Below are 17,161 nucleotides of genomic sequence, written 5' to 3'. Positions count from 1 at the left end.
AGCTGTTCCAGGACGGCAAGCTCGACGGCGCGTGGCTGCCGGAGCCGTGGGCCTCCCGGCTGGTGCTCCAGGCCGGCGCGAAGGTCCTGGTGGACGAGAAGGACCTGTGGGACGGGTCGCTGACCGGGAAGCCGGGCGAGTTCCCCACCACCATCCTGATCGTGAACAGGAAGTTCGCCGCCGAACACCCGGAAACCGTGGAGGGGCTGCTCAGGGGGCACGTCGAAGCGGTGAAGTGGCTCAACGACACCCCGGCCGCGCAGAAGGCCGCCGTGGTCAATGCCGCCCTGAAGCAGGACTCGGGCAAGGCGCTGCCGCAGGACGTCATCGACCGCTCGCTGAAGAACATCGTGTTCACCGTTGACCCGCTGGCCGGAACCTTCACCAAGCTCCTGCAGGACGGCGTGGACNCTGCCGCAGGACGTCATCGACCGCTCGCTGAAGAACATCGTGTTCACCGTTGACCCGCTGGCCGGAACCTTCACCAAGCTCCTGCAGGACGGCGTGGACGCCGGCACCACTAAAAAGGCCGACATCAACGGCCTCCTCGACCTCACCACGCTGAATTCCGTATCCGAGGAAAAGACCTCGGCAGCAGGGCTGGGCCAGGACTAGCCGCAGCCCGCGCTCCACCGCACTCCGAACACCACGAACAAAGGACGGGACCATGCCAGTCGTACTGGAAAACCTGGGCAAACGCTTCGGCGACGGCGCCCCGGTGCTGGACGACGTCAACGCCACCATCGGCAAGGGCGAGTTCGTCGCCCTCCTCGGTGCGTCCGGCTGCGGCAAGTCCACCCTGCTGAACATCATGGCGGGACTGGAGGTCCCGACGTCGGGCGCTCTTGAGGTGCCCAGCGACGGCGCCGCCTTCATGTTCCAGGACTCCGCGCTGTTCCCCTGGCTCACCGCCCGGGAGAACGTGGAGCTGGCGCTGAAGCTGCGTGGCGTGGGCAAGGCCGAGCGCCGCACCAAGGCCGGCGAACTGCTGGACCTCGTGCACCTGGCCGAGGCCGGGGACAAGCGTCCGCACGAGCTCTCCGGCGGCATGCGCCAGCGCGTTGCCCTGGCCCGTTCGCTCGCACAGGACCGGCAGCTGCTCCTCATGGACGAGCCGTTCGCCGCCCTGGACGCCATCACCCGCGACCTGCTGCACGACGAACTCGAACGCATCTGGAAGGAAACCGGCCGCACCATCGTGTTCGTGACGCACAACGTCCGCGAGGCTGTCCGCCTCGGCCAGCGCGTGCTCCTGCTGTCCTCCCGGCCCGGCCGCGTGGTGCAGGAATGGAACGTCACCGAGGAACACCGTACCGACGCCGGTCTTGCCGGACAGCTGACCGGGGTCATCACCGCCCGGCTGCGAGAGGAGATCCGCCGCCATGCCAAATAATTCATCTCCCGTGGCCGAGACGCCCCGGGCAACCGAGTCCCCGCTGGTCGAGCCTGCAGAGTCCCCGCTGGTCGAGCCTGTCGAGTCCCCGCTGGTCGAGCCTGCCGGGACCCGGATTTCGGCAAGCTCAATCAGCGACCACGATTCGGCAGGCTCAGTCAGCGAGCACGAAGAGACGCGCAAGGTGCACGCCGCCCTGACCCGGTCCTCCACCGGCTCCGCGGACCTTCGCGAACTCGAATCCGGGCTGGACTCGCTGCAGTCGGACGCCATCCGCAAGGCGCGCGTCGACTGGAGCCGCATCCTGCTGCCGGTGGCCGCCGTCGTGGTGCTCATCATCATCTGGCAGGCCTACGTCTCGCTCGGCCTCAAGCGCCGCGACCTGGTGCCCGGCCCGTTCGATGTGGCGGAGCAGTTCGGCACGCTCTGGGCAGAGGGATCGCTGCAGGAAGCCGTGTGGACATCTCTGCAGCGCGGGCTCCTGGGCTTCCTCATCAGCGTTGCTATCGCCACGCCAGTCGGACTGCTGCTGGCCCAGGTGGCTCCGCTGCGCCGGGCCTTCGGTCCGCTCATCTCCGGGCTCCAGGTGCTGCCGTCCGTGGCCTGGGTGCCCGCGGCCATCATCTGGTTCGGCCTCACGGACGCCACTGTGTATTTCGTGGTGTTCATGGGCGCCATTCCGTCCATCATCAACGGCCTGATTTCCGGCGTGGACCAGATCCCGCCGCAGTACCGCAGCGTCGGCACGGTGCTGGGCGCCTCACGCCTGCAGATGGCCGTGCAGATCATCCTTCCCGCGGCCCTTCCCGGGTATCTCAGCGGGCTCAAGCAGGGCTGGGCGTTCTCCTGGCGTTCGCTCATGGCCGCGGAAATCATCGCGGTTGGCGGCACCATCGGCTTCGGCCTCGGCTCCATGCTGAACCAGGGCCGCGACCTCGCCGACATGACCATCGTGATGTCCGCGATCCTGCTGATCCTGGCCGTCGGCATCCTGATCGAACTCCTCGTCTTCGCGCCGATCGAGAAGCGCCTGCTCCAGCGCCGCGGCCTCCTCTCCGGCAGCACCCGCTAAAGCACCTCCGCAATACGCAACACGGAAAGCCCGACGGCGACCATCGCCGTCGGGCTTTCCGCTGTCTGTTTTGCTGCCTGTTCCGCGCGCCGCGATGGGACCCTCCCGGCAGGCGCCGGCCCCGCCAGCCGCTGCCGCCAAACCGCCGCTGCCGACGGACCCTTGTCCCCGTCGTACCGCGTGCCTAGACTCGCGACTAGGCGGGCACCCGGCCCATCCCGACAATGATTTGAGGCGATAGCCGTGGCACCAAAATTTGGCTTGCTGGCACTGGTTGAGGCGAAGCCCGGGAAAGAACAGGAAGTTTGGGACTTCCTCAACGGAGGCCGCGAGATAGTGCTCAACGAGCCGGGCACCAGGACCTGGTACGCGTTCCGTATCAGCGAGGACACGTTCGGCATTTTCGACACTTTTGACACCGAGGAGGACCGGCAGGCCCACCTCGACGGGGCCATTCCTGCCGCCCTGGGCGAACGCGGTCCGTCCCTGCTCGCCGTGGATCCGTACATCCGGCCGATTGAACTCATCGCCGTGAAGTAGCGGACCGCGCGGGGCCGGGCGGCCGGACGCTGCCCCCGCCCTATGTGACGCAGCGTTACCTTACGTGAACTGGTGTTTCCGCGCCGTTGGTCCGGTATATGACGCGGCCCTACCGTTGATTCATGGCAATTCAGGACATCTACCCGACGGCACTGCGCCTGCTCGGCCGCCCCGTGCTCGTGGTGGGCGGCGGACCGGTGGCCACGCGCCGCGCGAAGGGCCTGCTCGACGCCGGTGCCCGCGTCACCGTCGTGGCCCCTGACGCCTCCGCAGGGCTCCGCGAACTCGCCGACGCCGGCCTGCTCACCTGGGAGCCGCGCACCTATTCTTCTTCCGACGTCGACGGCGTCTGGTTCGTCCAGACCGCCACCGGTGATCCCGCCGTGGACGCCCGGGTGTCGGCCGACGCCGAGGCGCAGCGCGTCTGGTGCGTCAACGCCTCCGACCACGAGGCCTCCGCGGCCTGGACCCCCGCCGTCGCCGTGGTGGACGACGTCAAGATCGCCGTGAACGCAGGTGGAGACCCGCGCCGCGCCATGGCCCTGCGCGACGCCGTCGCCACCGCGCTCGAAACCGGCGACCTCCCGCTGCGCCGGCGCCGCGTGCCCAAGCCTGATTTCGACAAGCCCAATCACCGGGGTTCCGTCGCCCTCGTCGGCGGCGGCCCCGGCGACACCGGGCTCATCACCGTGCGCGGCCGTCGGCTGCTGGGCCAGGCCGACGTCGTGGTCGCAGACCGCCTGGGCCCTCGAGAACTGCTCAACGAACTGGCCCCGGATGTCCGCGTAATCGAGGTCGGCAAGACGCCGGGCCACCACCCCGTGCCGCAGGCCGGGATAAACCGCATCCTCGTGGAGGAAGCCCTCGCCGGCCACCGCGTGGTGCGCCTCAAGGGCGGGGATCCCTACGTCCTGGGCCGCGGCGGCGAGGAAGCAGAGTTCTGCCGCCACCACGGCGTCGAAGTTGAAGTGGTTTCCGGCGTGACGTCCGCCATTTCCGTGCCCGCCGCCGCCGGCATTCCCGTGACGCACCGCGGCCTGGCCAAGGGCTTCAGCGTGGTGACCGGCCACGAGGAACTGTCCGAGGTTCCGGCCCGCGCCGACCACACCGTGGTGCTCCTCATGGGAGTGGGCCAGTTGCGCGAATCCGCGGCCGCCCTGGTCCTCGCCGGTCTGCCCGGGGACACCCCGGTTGGTATTGTGGAGAACGGCTACCTGCCGAACCAGCGCGTGACGATCGGCACTGTCGCGACCATCGCCGACCAGGCCGAGGCCACCGGCGTCGCGAATCCTGCCGTGATCGTCATAGGTGACGTTGTCCGCGTGAGCCCCTTCGCGCCGTCGCACTTCAAGACCGCTGACTACAGCACCACCAGCCCCAACAAGCCCCGTACGAGCACCACCCGCGTTCTCACCCCCTAGCCCCCGTTCCCCAACTGGGTAGCAGTACACGCCGTTCTGAGCCGTCAAAACGACGTCTGCTGCTACCTAGTTGGGCGGGACCGAAGAAAAGGAACACAGCCGTGTCAACCAGCACCACCGTAGGAACCGCTGCCCGCCCGTTGCGTGTGGCCGTCGTCGGGTCCGGCCCGGCCGGCGTCTACGCAGCGGACATCCTCACCAAGAGCGAGGCCGTCAAGAGCGGCGAGCTGACCGTGAGCATCGACCTCTTTGACCGCTACCCGGCCCCCTACGGCCTGATCCGCTACGGCGTTGCGCCGGACCACCCGCGCATCAAGGGCATCGTCAACGCCCTGCACAAGGTCCTGGACCGCGGCGACATCCGTTTCTTCGGCAACGTGGACTACGGCACGGACCTCTCCATCGAGGACCTGCGCACCCACTACGACGCCCTCATCTTCGCCACCGGCGCCATCAAGGACGCGGACCTGAACATCCCGGGCATCGAGCTGGACGCCTCCTACGGCGGCGCGGACTTCGTTTCCTGGTACGACGGCCACCCGGACGTGTCCCGCGAATGGCCGCTGGATGCCAAGGAAATCGCCGTGATCGGCAACGGCAACGTGGCCCTGGACGTGGCCCGCGTCCTGTCCAAGCACGCCGACGACCTCCTGGTCTCCGAGATCCCGGACAACGTCTACGCCGGCCTGAAGTCATCTCCCGTCACGGACGTCCACGTGTTCGGCCGCCGCGGCCCCGCCCAGGTCAAGTTCACCCCGCTGGAACTGCGCGAGCTGTCCCATTCCAAGGACGTGGACATCATCCTGTACCCGGAGGACTTCGAGTTCGACGAGGAATCCGACCGCCAGATCCAGAGCAACAACCAGACCAAGACCATGGTGGGCACGCTCACCAACTGGATCGCCGAGCAGCCCGAGGACCTCTCCGAGCTCAAGGCCTCCCGCCGCCTGCACCTGCACTTCCTGCACAGCCCGGTGGAGGTTTACGACGACGCCGAGAACCCCGGGCGCGTCAGCGGCATCAAGTTTGAACGCACCGAGCTGGACGGCACGGGCAACGCCCGCGGCACCGGCGAATACATCGACTACCCGGTCCAGGCCGTCTACCGCGCGATCGGCTACTTCGGTTCCGCCCTGCCGGAGATCGAGTTCGACCACAAGAAGGGCGTGGTCCCGAACGCCGGCGGCCGCGTCCTGGACTCGTCCGGCGAGCACGTTCCGGGCATCTACGCCACGGGCTGGATCAAGCGTGGCCCCGTGGGCCTGATCGGGCACACCAAGGGCGACGCCCTCGAAACCGTGACGTACCTGCTCGAAGACCGCGAGAACCTGCCGGTTGCCGAGGCACCCGCCGCCAGCGCCGTCGTCGACCTTCTGGAAAGCCGCGGCGTGCAGTACACCAGCTGGGAAGGCTGGCTGGCCCTGGACGCGCACGAACTCGCCCTGGGCGCCGAGGCCACCGCGGCCGGCGGATCGCACGGTGTCGAGGTCAAGCGCGAGCGCATCAAGGTTGTGCCGCGCGAGGACATGGTTGCCATCTCCCGCGACGGGGTTGCCGCCAGCGTCTAGTTCATTGCAGTGCCGCGGGGTCCCTCCCCGCCCGTTAGCCGGGCGGGGAGGGACCCCGCGTCGCTTTAACGTCCGCCAGGTTCCGCCACCTGGGTAGCAGCTGACGTCGTTTTGACGGCTCAGAACGGCGTGAGCTGCTACCTAGTCGGGGATGGGGCCCCGACCTGCGGAGGCTGTCGCTTGCCTGCCGGGCGGGTTCACGGAACTCGCCTGTCATACTGCGCCGGCGCATGACTCACATCCTGCCGAACTTTGACCGAACCAGGGCAAAGATGCCGTAGCAAATGAAGCCGGCGCCGATGGCCAGATGGCGCCAACCACCATGTGGAGCAGGGCCATCACGGCAAAGCCTAAACGCGCGACGACGTCCAGCACCTTGGTGTTCGACGCCGCCTCTGCCGCGTCGGCCGCTTCGCCGATGGTGGACTCCTCGTCCGCCGGGGCCCGATTAGCCGTTCATGGGCCCTTCGGCGTGGATTTTGTCTGCTCCCTCACCCACGAGTTTCACCGTGCAGCGAACCACCAGGCTGTCCGGTGCCGTGTCCACATCCACCAGGGCATCGCCGGCGCTGAGGACGGTGAAGACCTCCGAACCGGGCTCAACGTCAAAGCCCTTGGACTTCGCAGCCTGGGTGGCGTTGTCCAGGGCCTCCCGCTTGAGCCCGCTGACGTACGCAGCGTCGTCCTCGCGCGCCGAGTCGCCGAATGCCCAGCCGAACAGTGTTCCAGTTGATCCCATGGCGTTGATTTTACGCACAGGAAGGCCGATATAACGGGCTATCGTAACGTTAGTAAGTGTGCTTACCATGCATGCACCGTGACTTTGGTGCGGCAGGCGGCCTCCGGTGAAGCCGGGGCTGCGGAAGCCAACTGTTCCTGACGGCCCAAGGTGCGGCCCGCCGTCGTGCGTTGCTACGTCGGCTGGCTGTTGGCAGGGGACAGGTCCGGGTGCATGGGTTCGAGGCCCGGATCTTCCGCCGTCCACACCTGGATGATCGCCCAGGTCACCGCTGCCAGCGGCACCGAAAGGACGGCGGTCTTTGACAAGGAGGGCTACAAGGGCCGGAACGTTGTAGAACGGAACTTCAATACCTTCAAGCAATGGCGTGGCCTGGCAGGCATCGTCGGCTAATTTCCAGAGGGTGCCGGGGCGCCGATTTGCAGGCGAGTAGTGATCCTGTGGGCCTCCTCGAGCAGCAGCCTACCGAGGAGCTCCTGCCGTTCCGGACGGAAGCGCGGTTCGATACCAGTGAGGGACAGGGCGCCCGTGGGCCGCGCCTGCTGGTCGAAAACAGCGGCCCCCATGCCCCAGCTTCCCTCGAGCACCAGCCCGGGGTTCACCGAGTATCCCTTGAGCCTGGTCTGTTGCAGGCTGCCGCGAACGACGGCGGCACTGTGGCCGGCGGCGAACCCGCCCGCGTGTTCCTCCCAGCGTGAGAGCAAGGTCTCTTGTTCGTCGTCGGGAAGGAACGCCATGATGGCGATCCCTGCCGACGCGACGCCGAGCGGGAAGCGGACTCCTTCATGCAGCACGAAGGAGCGGACGGGGAAGCTCCCTTCCTCCCGGAGCACGCACACAGTTTCCTGGCCGCGGCAAATCGAATAGAACGCACTCTCCCCCGTCTCTTCGGCGAGGCGCCGAAGGCTGGGACGGGCAATGTCCTCGAAAGGGAAGCGCGACGCAGCCACTGCACCCAGGAGGAAGACTTCAGGTCCCAGGATCCAGTTGCCGGTGTGCGCATCATGGTCCAGCAGCCCCTCGGCCGCGAGGGAAGCAAGGAGCCGGTGGACCGTGGGCCGGGTAAGCCCCGATTCACGGACCAGCCCCGCGATGGAGATTCCCTCCGGTTTCCTGCCCGCGATGCGCAACAGGGCCGCCACCCGGCGGACCACTTGGGTGCCTTGCACATTTTGACTTGGCGTGTTGGTCATCGGGCCTCCACTCTCAGAATTCCTCCACAATGTGGACCCCTCAAGGATACAGTCCACACTGTGCGGAATCCCGCGCACTCGCTGATTTTTTCCCTTGACCCTCATTCCTGTGCCACCGTAGGCTCCTGTGACAGACCCCAATGTCCACTTAGTGGATACGAAGACTCAATGAGGAGTTTCCATGGCCAAACTTCAAACTTCCGCAGCCGCCGCGCTGCAGGACTTGCTCCACGACGGCATGACGCTAGCGGTCGGCGGCTTCGGCCTCAGCGGCATCCCCGCCGACCTGATCGACTCCGTCCGCGATTCCGGTGTCAAGGATCTGACGGTTGTTTCCAACAACATGGGCGTGGACGGAAAGGGCTTGGGCGTCCTCATCGAAGCCGGCCAGGTCCGCAAGGTTATCGCCTCTTACGTGGGCGAGAACAAGCTCTTCGCCGAGCAGTACCTGTCCGGCCTCCTGGAGGTCGAGTTCACACCGCAGGGCACGCTCGCGGAGCGGCTCCGCGCCGGAGGTGCCGGCATCCCCGCGTTCTACACGCGGACCGGCGTCGGGACCCTCGTGGCGGAAGGCAAGCCGCTGGAAGTGTTCGACGGCGTGACGTACGTCCAGGAGCGCGGCATCGTGGCCGACGTTGCGCTTGTCCACGCCCACACGGCGGACACAGACGGAAACCTGATCTACCGCTACACAGCCCGGAACTTCAACCCTGTTGTGGCCACCGCCGGCGTCGTGACTATCGCGGAAGCCGAGTACATTACGGAACCCGGCACCCTTGACCCCAACCACATCGTCACGCCTGGCGTGTACGTCCAGCGGCTCGTCCAAGCGAACGCCCGCGTCAAGGACATCGAGCAGCGTACCGTCCGCACTCGAGCCGAAGCGATGCCTGTCCCCGCCTGAGCGACACCTCACCCTGCAACGGTCACACACTCAACGGAAAGAGAAACCTGATCATGAATACTATGCAACTCAAGCAGCAGGACGTCCCGCAGAAGGGTCTGGCCCGACTGGCGCAATGGCTCGCCGGGTGGACGCAGAAGTGGTTTCCGGACGCCTACATTTTTGCCCTGGCCGGCGTCGTGCTGGTCGCTGTGGCGGCACTGGCTATAGGGGCTTCCCCTAAAGCTATTGTCGATTCCTTCGGCAACGGCTTCTGGGACCTGACAGCCTTCACCTTGCAGATGGCCATGGTGGTGCTGACCGGCTATGTTGTAGCCACGTCGCCACCGGTTGCGCGGATGATTGATCGCTTGGCGCACATTCCGAGCAATGCCCGCACCGCCGTCAGCTTTGTCGCTGTGCTGGCCATGTCTGTATCCTTCCTTAACTGGGGGTTGAGCCTGATCTTCGGCGGCCTCCTGGCGCGAGCCATTGCCCGCCGCAAGGATCTCGTCGTCGATTACCGCGCCCTCGGCGCGGCCGCCTTCATGGGACTCGGCGCTGTCTGGGCTTTGGGACTGTCCTCCTCGGCGGCCCAGCTCCAGGCGACCAAGGCCTCCATTCCGCCGGCGTTGTTGAAAATTACGGGAGTCCTAGACTTCGGCACCACCATCTTTACCTGGCAGTCCCTGCTGACGCTGGCCGTCCTGATGCTGCTCACCACCGTCATCGCCCATTTCTCGGCTCCTCGGGGCAGCGCCATAAGGACGGCCGCCGATCTGGGTGTTGATCTGGACGACCGGCCCGAAGACTCCGAGCCACGGTCGCGGCCGGGCGAATGGCTGGAATACAGCCGAATCCTCCCCATCCTCGCGGGTGTTCTCACCTTGGGCTGGCTTATCTCGCAGGTTCTGACCCTGCCCGTTCTTAGCGTGGTCAGTTCGCTCAACGCCTACCTCCTGGTCTTTTTGGTGCTGGGGCTGGTGCTGCATGGCACTCCCCGCAAATTCCTCCAGGCCGTGACCAAAGCAGTGCCAGCCACGGCCGGAATTTTGGTGCAGTTCCCGCTGTACGCGGCGATGGCTGCCATTCTGACCAAAGCCACCGGGGTAGGGGGCCTCTCCGTCTCCGAGCATCTGGCGCACTTCTTCACCAGCATCGGCGGCAACGGGGGTTTCGCCGTCATCATCGCCATCTACACGGCCGTTCTCGGCATGTTTGTGCCATCCGGCGGAGGAAAGTGGCTGGTCGAGGCGCCCTACGTGATGCAGTCCGCGACGGATGTGAACATGAACCTTGGCTGGACAGTACAGATATACAACATCGCAGAAGCGCTGCCCAACCTGGTCAATCCATTTTTCATGCTGCCGCTGCTGGCGGTTCTGAAGTTGCGAGCCCGGGATCTGGTGGGCTTCACCTTCCTGCAGTTCCTGTTCCACCTGCCGGTTGTGTTGCTGCTGGTCTGGCTGCTGGGGATGACCTTCCAGTTCGTGCCGCCCGTAATACCGAACTAGCCGGGTGGTGGCCAAGGTGGAAGATTTCGCCATTGCCCACCGCCAAGAACCAAATCCGCAGCCCCGAAACCATCTGAGGAGAACCCCCGTGGCCTGGACCCGGAATGAAATGGCCGCCATCGCGGCCGAGGAACTCAACGACGGCGACTACGTCAACCTCGGCATCGGCATCCCCACGCTGGTGGCCAACAACCTGCCCGCGGGCGTGCGCGTGGTCCTGCAGAGCGAGAACGGCCTGCTCGGCATGGGCCCGTTCCCCTACGAGGGCGAGGAAGACGCCGACCTTATCAACGCCGGCAAGCAGACCGTCACCGTCCTTCCCGGCGGCAGCATCTTCGACTCCGCCACGTCCTTCGGCATGATCCGCGGTGGCCACGTCAAGGTGGCCATCCTGGGCGCCATGCAGGTCTCCGGCGCCGGCGACCTGGCCAACTGGACCATCCCCGGCAAGATGGTTAAGGGCATGGGCGGTGCCATGGACCTGGTGGCCGGGACACCGCGTGTGGTGGTCCTCACCGAACACAACGCCAAGGACGGCACCGCCAAGATCGTCAAGGAGTGCACGCTCCCGGTCACCGGGCTGAGCTGCGTGGACCGGATCATCAGCGACCTCGCCGTTTTTGATTTGGAAAAGTCCGACGGCGGCCGGCAGCTGACGCTGACCCGCCTCGCCCCGGGCGTCACCGTCGAGGAGATCCGCGAGAAGACAGGGGCGGCATTCAACGTCCAGTTCGAAAATGAAGGAGTGGCAGCATGAGCCTGAAAGAACAGTTTGGAAAAGATGTCCTGATCACCGGATGGGGTCACAGCCGCTTCGGCAAGCTCACCGACGAGACCCTCGAGTCCCTGATCGTCCAGGTGGCCACCGAGGCGATCGGCAACGCCGGGATCGAACCCGGCCAGATCGATGAAATCTACCTCGGCCAGTTCAACTCCGGCATGATGCCGCTGGCCTTCCCGTCCTCCCTCGCGCTGCAGGTGTCCGAGCAGCTGGCCAACGTGCCGTCCACCCGCGTGGAAAACGCCTGCGCCTCCGGCTCTGCGGCATTCCAGCAGGGTACCAAGTCCCTGCTGGCCGGCACCGCAAAGACAGTCCTGGTCATCGGCGCCGAGAAGATGACCCACGCCGGCGCCGACGTCGTAGGAGCCGCCCTGCTGGGCGCCGACTACGACATGGCCGGCAAGCCCTCAACGACGGGCTTCACGGGCCTCTTCGCCGAGGTGGCCAAGCACTACGAGAAGCGCTACGGACCGGTCTCCGATGTGCTGGGTTCCATCGCTGCGAAGAACCACCGCAACGGCGTCGACAACCCCTATGCCCAGCTGCGCAAGGACCTGGGCGAGGAGTTCTGCCGGACAGTCTCGGACAAGAACCCCGTGGTCGCCGACCCCCTGCGTCGTACCGACTGCTCCCCGGTGTCCGACGGCGCCGCCGCCGTCGTGCTTTCCGTTGGCCCGACGTCGGGCGCTGCCACTTCCGCGGCCACCGCCCCGGTGCGGCTCGCGGGATTCGGACACGCAAACGATTTCTTCCCTGCGGAGCGCCGCGACCCCACCGAGTTCGCCGCCACGCGGGCATCCTGGCAGCGGGCGTTCGGGATGGCCGGCGTCGGGCTTGAGGACCTGGACTTCGCCGAGGTGCACGACTGCTTCACCATCGCCGAACTGCTGATGTACGAGGCAATGGGCCTGACCCAGCGAGGGGAAGGCAAGCGCGCCATTGAGGAAGGCTGGGTCTTCAAGGAGGGCAAGCTGCCCATCAATGTCTCCGGAGGACTCAAGGCGAAGGGCCACCCCGTCGGTGCCACCGGGGTCTCGCAGCACGTCATCGCCGCCATGCAGCTCACGGGCACGGCCGGAGATATGCAGCTGGCCAACCCCCGCCGCGGTGCCGTGCAGAACATGGGCGGCGTGGGCATCGCCAACTATGTGAGCATTTTGGAGGTTGTTTAGCGGAGACCCGCTGGAACTCCCCAGATTTGATGCCCGATGTCGGGGGGGGGGGGGGGGGGGGGGGGGGGGGGGGGGGGGGTCGTGGAGGGCATCATTTATATGGCAACGCCGCCCGGCAGGCCCCGCCGCCGCAGCACGTTGACCGAACGGGCCGATGGCGGCAGCCAGAATCAGCGCGATCACGACCGGAATGGCCAGGAGCCTGACCTGCAGGAGGCCGTAAGTGGCCGCGGCGGACTGATGTGTCTGGGGATGGTGAAACCTGGCGAAACACCACGGACAGGCAGGACGCCGCCTGCCTCAAAACTCGGCGTTGACGAACCCGATGACTATCGCCGTCCACCAGCATGCCTGCGAAATGGTCAGGCAGGACAGCATGTGGAACCGCTGGCCCGGGGTCAGTGCACCGAACGTGGTGGTGGGCGGCATGACCAGCAGGCGGCGCATGAGGGGGATCAGCATGATGCCGTTGAGCATGAGGACGAGTACGGCAACGAGCTTAATCAGCGTCAGGGGATTGGCCAGGTTGGGGCTCAGGAACACCCCTGTGAACAGCAGGCCGACTATGCCCGTCCAGATCAGGGGACTCGCGGCATCGTCCAGCCGAATGGTTTCGAAGAGTTTTCGCCTGCCGATGAGCCACAGGAAACCGTGCCTGTCCACCAGCAGGATGGCGCCAAAGGCGACCACCATCGCGAGGATGTGCGAGGCAACGGAAAAGACCCGGAGGGGTCCCTCGGCGGTTATGTACATTCCCGTCACCAAGGCCAGCGTCCAGGCGGCAGTTGCGCCCACGCACAGGATGGCGACCAGGCGCCGGGACGACTTGTGGGCGAGGGGCGGCATTGCACGGCCGGCTGATGCGCTGTAGGTCATGGTGTACCTCCAAAGGCTTGAAGGACTATCTCCACGGCCCGCCCGGAGTTGCCATTGGGTAAACCGCTGGCTTGAGCATCAAACGCCGATACCGTGAAAACCTTGGGAAAACCCTAGGAAAACGGCCTCAAAGCCTTCGGGAAGCCCCCAATCTGCGGGGTTTCGGGCCCGGTTTAATCGGTTTCGGGCCCGGCTAACCGTTCGGCAGTGTAATCGCCTTCGGTAAGCAATCCGCCCGGCCGCCGGCGCCCGCCCGGGAACCGGCGCTACTCCCGGAGCCACTCCGCGCAGGAGTTGAGGTTCCGGTGCACGCTGGCCACGGCGGCGTCGCCGTCGTGAGCTTCGACGGCGTCCACCAGCTCGCCATGGCCCTCGTGCGGCAGCCCGTTGAAGCCGCTGCGCCGCTGCTGCTTCAGCAGGTCGTTGTGGAAGACGTCGCCGAAGCTGACGTAGAGCTCGTGCAGGAGCGGGTTGCCGGAGGCCTGTGCCACCCGTTCATGGAAGCCCCAGTCCGCGCGGGCCCAGCGCGCATAGTCGGCTGCGTGCCACGCGTCTTCGCGTTCGGCGAGCAGCGCGCGCATGGCGGCGACGTCGTCGGCGGTTGCGTGCCTGGCGGCGAGGCGTGCCGCCTGGGTGTCCAGCCCCACCCGCACTTCGAGGATGTGCTCATCAGTGTGGTCCTGGTACAGCCGCCGGGCCGCGCCCGAGATCTCGCTGGTGGCGCGGACGTAGGTGCCGTCCCCGCGGCGCACTTCGAGCATCCCGCTGTGGGCCAGGGCCTTGATGGCCTCCCGCAGCGTTCCGCGGGATACGCCCAGCCCGGCCATGAGCTCGGTTTCGGACGGGATGCGCTGTTGCAGCGGCCACTCGCCCGAGTGGATCATCTCCCGGAGTTTGGTGGTGATTTCGTCCGCCAGGGGCGGGCGGTGCGAGGTGCTCAGAGTCATGGCGTCCTATTCTTTCATTCCAGCAGTGGCCGGCGTCCTGGCCGTGCGGCCGCCGCTCAGGAGGTGGGCCACGACGATCTGGGCCAGGGCGATGGCCAGCAGCAGCGCCAGCGGCAGCGTCCAGCCGCCGGTAGCGCTGTGCAGCAGGCCCATGCCGAACGGGCCGACCGTAGCCAGGAGGTAGCCGGTGGACTGCGCCAGGGTGGAGAGCGCCGTGGTCTCGGCCGTGCTCTGTCCGCTGCGGCTGATTATCACCATGACCAGGGGGAAAATGCCCAGGCCGAAGCCCAGCAGGACAGCGGGGATGACCGCCAGCGCAACGGGCAGGAGAAGCAGGGCTGCTACCCCGACGGCCATGGCGAGGGTGGCCAGATAGAAGGCCGGGCGCAGCATGCCGGGGCGGGATCCGATGGCGATCAGGACCATGCCGGCCGGGACGGAGACGAGCTGCATGAGCCCGTACAGCAGGCCGCTCTCCGCCGCGCTCAGCCCCATCGTGGTCAGCATATAGGGGAACCAGCTCAGCAGCGCGTAGGCGAGCAGTGCCTGCAGCGTGAAGATCGCGGTGATCAGGAGCCCTTTCCTGGTGCGCAGCAGCGGCCACGGAGAGACATGGCCGGCAGTTTTCCGGACGCTGTTGCGGTGCGCGTGGAGGGCCACCGGCACGAAGCCGAGGAAGGCGGACACCGCAAGGATCCCGATCGCGCCCAGACCCGCCGACGGCGAGCCCAGCAGCTGGGCCAGCGGTACCACCACAATTGCGGTGACCGTGGCGCCGCTGGTCATGGTCACGGTGTACAGCCCGGTCATGAGGGACGTGCGCCGGGCAAAATGCTCACGGATGAAGGACGGCATGGCAACGTTGCAGACCGCGAGGCCGGACATCCCCAGCACCGTGCCGGCCACCAGCATGCCGGTCGACGGAATGCCGCGGACCAGCAGCCCGGCCGCCAGCATCGCGAGGGCCAGCAGGATGGACTTCTCGACGCCGAGCCTCCCCGTGAGCCACGAGGTGCCCGCCCCCGCCACCGCGAAACACAGCGTGGGAATGGACGGAATGATCGACGCGACCAGCGGTCCGTAGCCCAGGACGAGCTGAAGGTCGTGCAGCAGCGCCGACGCCCCGGTGATCCCGGCGCGGAGGTTGAGTCCGATCAGCACGAGTGCAATGACGCCGGTGACGACGGCGGCACGCGGCCTAGGCAGGCCGGTTGCCGCGGGGGAAGCTGTAGAAGTGATGGCCATTCCTTAAGGTTAGACGTTTGACGTTTGATGTCTAGGGTTTTGTGGCGAAACTCTCGCCGCGCTGCGGTCCTGGGAATAGACTCAGGCCACCGAGACATCCGGGCCGCAGCGGCCCGCCGCTGGGAAAGGACGCCGTACGGCCATGACTGCCGAGGGCACTGAAACCGAGAAGAAGTACGACGTCGACGCCGCGGCTCCGCTGCCGGCCCTCCAGGACATCCCGGGGGTCGGGCGCGTGGCGGAACCCCACAAGGCACACCTGGAAGCGGTCTATTTCGACACAGAGGACCTGGCGTTGGCCGCCCGCCGCATCACGCTGCGGCGCCGGACCGGCGGGTCCGACGCCGGCTGGCACCTCAAGCTGCCGTCGGCGCCGGCGCCTCCGTCAGCTTCGGAAGCCGGGCAGCGACGGGAGATCCACGCGCCGCTGGGCCAGCCCGACGTCGTGCCTGACAAACTGCTGGCGCACCTCCACGTCTACCTCCGGGGCTCCGGTTTGGAGCCGGTGGCGCGGCTGGACACCCGGCGCACCACCGTCGCCCTCTACGGGCACGACGGCGTGCACCTCGCCGACTTTGCCGACGATCACGTCGACGCCGAAGTGATGGCAGGGGCGGGGCTGGCCGAAGGGGGTCAGGAAGCGGCAGATCAGGCCGGGGCGGATCAGGCCGCAGCTGCGCGGAAGCGGCAGTGGCGCGAATGGGAACTTGAACTCGTCCACGGGCGGCCGGATCTTTTTCCCGCCGCCGCGGCTTGCCTGGCCGCGGCAGGCGCGCGGCCCGCGCCGCATGAGTCCAAAGTGGGCCGGGCGCTGGGGGAGGCATGGCCGCAGCGCCTGGAAGCGGCGCACGACGACGGCGCCGCCAGAGCGGGAACGGCGCAAGCCGCAAAGAAGCCCGGCAAAAACAAACCCGGCAAGAAGTGGCCGGCGTCCGCCGTCGTTACCGCGTACCTCGGCGGGCAGATCGAGGAACTCCTGGCGCAGGATCCCCGCGTCCGGTTGGAGGAACCGGACGCGGTGCATGCCATGCGGTCAGCCACCCGCCGGGTGCGGTCGGCCCTGGCGGTCTACCGCAAACTCTTCGGCGGCGCCGCGGTCCGCAGGCTCAGGGACGAACTGCAGTGGATCGGCGGCATCCTCGGTGCTCCCCGCGATGCGGAAGTCATGCTTGAACGGCTGCGGCAGCACGCCGCCGAGCTCCCGCCGGAGCAGGCCGGGGACCTGGTGAAGGCGCGCGTGGAACGGGAACTGGGCACCAGGTTCAACGCCGGCTACCGGAAGGCACAGGACGTCCTGCTGACCGATCGCTACTTCCGCCTCCTGGACGACCTCGAAGGCTTCCGCGACTACCCGCCGGTCCGGCCCCTCGCGTCGTCGCCGGCGCGAAAGGTGGCAGGCAAGCTGGTGAACAGGACGGTAAGGCGACTGCGCCGCGCCCACAAGGCAGCAGCCCGCTCCGCGGAGGGCCCGGCCCGCGATGCCGCGCTGCACCAGGTGCGCAAGGACGCCAAGCGTGTCCGGCATGCCGCGGAATCGGTTGACCCGGTCTACGGCAAGCGTGCCGCGAAACTCGCTAAGGCCGCGCACAAGCAGCAGACGATCCTCGGCGATCACCACGACAGCGTCATCGCCCGGGACCTGCTGGGAAAGCTCGGATCGCCCACAGATCTGCCGGAACCCGTGGCCTTGGCCTACGGGTCCCTGCTGGAGCTGGAGGAACGCATCGCCGCCGACGACGAGTCCAAATACCGCAAGGCCCGCAGGAAGGCCGGCAAGCTCCTGAAGCGCGGCGTCAAATAGCGCGTCTGTTGGTTCG

15 protein-coding genes and 4 pseudogenes are annotated in these 17,161 nt (G+C 66.9%); 12 read left to right on the top strand and 7 right to left on the bottom strand.

Annotated features, from left to right (window positions below):
• The 7 genes and pseudogenes from ASG92_RS29615 to ASG92_RS06810 all read left to right on the top strand — a co-directional run.
• Nucleotides 1-410: pseudogene (locus ASG92_RS29615) on the top strand (ABC transporter substrate-binding protein); the annotation flags it as partial.
• 1 nt (nt 411) lies between these two features.
• Nucleotides 412-615, top strand: a pseudogene (locus ASG92_RS29610) (sulfonate ABC transporter substrate-binding protein); the annotation flags it as partial.
• A 52-nt stretch (nt 616-667) separates the two neighbouring features.
• Nucleotides 668-1,393 carry an ABC transporter ATP-binding protein gene (locus ASG92_RS06830; protein ID WP_056626272.1) on the top strand — a complete coding sequence of 242 codons (726 nt, stop codon included), beginning with the start codon at nt 668-670 and terminating at the stop codon, nt 1,391-1,393.
• Nucleotides 1,383-2,465 carry an ABC transporter permease gene (locus tag ASG92_RS06825; protein WP_240987031.1) on the top strand — a complete coding sequence of 361 codons (1,083 nt, stop codon included), beginning with the start codon at nt 1,383-1,385 and terminating at the stop codon, nt 2,463-2,465. The genes ASG92_RS06830 and ASG92_RS06825 overlap by 11 nt, the downstream gene beginning before the upstream one ends.
• 243 nt (nt 2,466-2,708) lie before the next feature.
• A complete protein-coding gene (locus ASG92_RS06820) occupies nt 2,709-3,005 on the top strand; it encodes a hypothetical protein (RefSeq protein ID WP_056626270.1) in 297 nt (98 codons plus the stop codon).
• Between the two features lie 122 nt (nt 3,006-3,127).
• Nucleotides 3,128-4,426 (top strand): uroporphyrinogen-III C-methyltransferase, encoded by a 1,299-nt coding sequence (cobA, locus tag ASG92_RS06815; RefSeq protein ID WP_056626269.1) that lies wholly within the window; start codon nt 3,128-3,130, stop codon nt 4,424-4,426.
• A 101-nt stretch (nt 4,427-4,527) separates the two neighbouring features.
• Nucleotides 4,528-5,994, top strand: coding sequence for an FAD-dependent oxidoreductase (locus ASG92_RS06810; RefSeq protein ID WP_056626267.1), 1,467 nt, complete (start codon nt 4,528-4,530; stop codon nt 5,992-5,994).
• Between the two features lie 448 nt (nt 5,995-6,442).
• Here ASG92_RS06810 and ASG92_RS06805 read toward each other — a convergent pair whose 3' ends face one another.
• From ASG92_RS06805 to ASG92_RS06800, 3 genes and pseudogenes are all read right to left on the bottom strand, one after another.
• Nucleotides 6,443-6,733 (bottom strand): hypothetical protein, encoded by a 291-nt coding sequence (locus ASG92_RS06805; protein WP_056626265.1) that lies wholly within the window; start codon nt 6,731-6,733, stop codon nt 6,443-6,445.
• A 173-nt stretch (nt 6,734-6,906) separates the two neighbouring features.
• Nucleotides 6,907-7,029 (bottom strand): annotated as a pseudogene (locus ASG92_RS29605) (AI-2E family transporter); the annotation flags it as partial.
• A 93-nt stretch (nt 7,030-7,122) separates the two neighbouring features.
• Nucleotides 7,123-7,926 (bottom strand): IclR family transcriptional regulator, encoded by an 804-nt coding sequence (locus ASG92_RS06800; protein WP_056626263.1) that lies wholly within the window; start codon nt 7,924-7,926, stop codon nt 7,123-7,125.
• A gap of 181 nt (nt 7,927-8,107) precedes the next feature.
• Here ASG92_RS06800 and ASG92_RS06795 point away from each other — a divergent pair, with 181 nt between their 5' ends.
• The 4 genes from ASG92_RS06795 (at nt 8,108) to ASG92_RS06780 (ending at nt 12,276) form a co-directional block, all read left to right on the top strand.
• Nucleotides 8,108-8,830 carry a CoA transferase subunit A gene (locus ASG92_RS06795; RefSeq protein WP_056626261.1) on the top strand — a complete coding sequence of 241 codons (723 nt, stop codon included), beginning with the start codon at nt 8,108-8,110 and terminating at the stop codon, nt 8,828-8,830.
• A gap of 62 nt (nt 8,831-8,892) precedes the next feature.
• A complete protein-coding gene (locus tag ASG92_RS06790; protein WP_056626260.1) occupies nt 8,893-10,323 on the top strand; it encodes a TIGR00366 family protein in 1,431 nt (476 codons plus the stop codon).
• 88 nt (nt 10,324-10,411) lie between these two features.
• Nucleotides 10,412-11,080 (top strand): CoA transferase subunit B, encoded by a 669-nt coding sequence (locus tag ASG92_RS06785; protein WP_056626258.1) that lies wholly within the window; start codon nt 10,412-10,414, stop codon nt 11,078-11,080.
• Nucleotides 11,077-12,276 carry an acetyl-CoA acetyltransferase gene (locus ASG92_RS06780; protein ID WP_056626255.1) on the top strand — a complete coding sequence of 400 codons (1,200 nt, stop codon included), beginning with the start codon at nt 11,077-11,079 and terminating at the stop codon, nt 12,274-12,276. Before ASG92_RS06785 ends, ASG92_RS06780 begins: the two co-directional genes overlap by 4 nt.
• A 101-nt stretch (nt 12,277-12,377) precedes the next feature.
• Here ASG92_RS06780 and ASG92_RS29600 read toward each other — a convergent pair.
• The 4 genes and pseudogenes from ASG92_RS29600 to ASG92_RS06765 all read right to left on the bottom strand — a co-directional run.
• Nucleotides 12,378-12,504 (bottom strand): annotated as a pseudogene (locus ASG92_RS29600) (AI-2E family transporter); the annotation flags it as partial.
• Between the two features lie 72 nt (nt 12,505-12,576).
• Nucleotides 12,577-13,152 carry a hypothetical protein gene (locus ASG92_RS06775; RefSeq protein WP_056626254.1) on the bottom strand — a complete coding sequence of 192 codons (576 nt, stop codon included), beginning with the start codon at nt 13,150-13,152 and terminating at the stop codon, nt 12,577-12,579.
• Between the two features lie 266 nt (nt 13,153-13,418).
• Nucleotides 13,419-14,099 carry a FadR/GntR family transcriptional regulator gene (locus tag ASG92_RS06770; protein WP_056626252.1) on the bottom strand — a complete coding sequence of 227 codons (681 nt, stop codon included), beginning with the start codon at nt 14,097-14,099 and terminating at the stop codon, nt 13,419-13,421.
• Nucleotides 14,100-14,105: 6 nt separating this feature from the next.
• Nucleotides 14,106-15,344 carry an MFS transporter gene (locus tag ASG92_RS06765; RefSeq protein WP_056626249.1) on the bottom strand — a complete coding sequence of 413 codons (1,239 nt, stop codon included), beginning with the start codon at nt 15,342-15,344 and terminating at the stop codon, nt 14,106-14,108.
• 142 nt (nt 15,345-15,486) lie between these two features.
• Between ASG92_RS06765 and ASG92_RS06760 the strand changes: the two genes are divergently transcribed.
• Nucleotides 15,487-17,145 carry a CYTH and CHAD domain-containing protein gene (locus ASG92_RS06760; protein ID WP_056626247.1) on the top strand — a complete coding sequence of 553 codons (1,659 nt, stop codon included), beginning with the start codon at nt 15,487-15,489 and terminating at the stop codon, nt 17,143-17,145.
• Nucleotides 17,146-17,161: the final 16 nt, after the last annotated feature.

The sequence above is a fragment of the Arthrobacter sp. Soil736 genome, from assembly GCF_001428005.1.
GTDB lineage: Bacteria > Actinomycetota > Actinomycetes > Actinomycetales > Micrococcaceae > Arthrobacter.
Note: the sequence above shows the minus strand (reverse complement) of the source record. Positions and strands in the feature narration are given on the sequence as shown.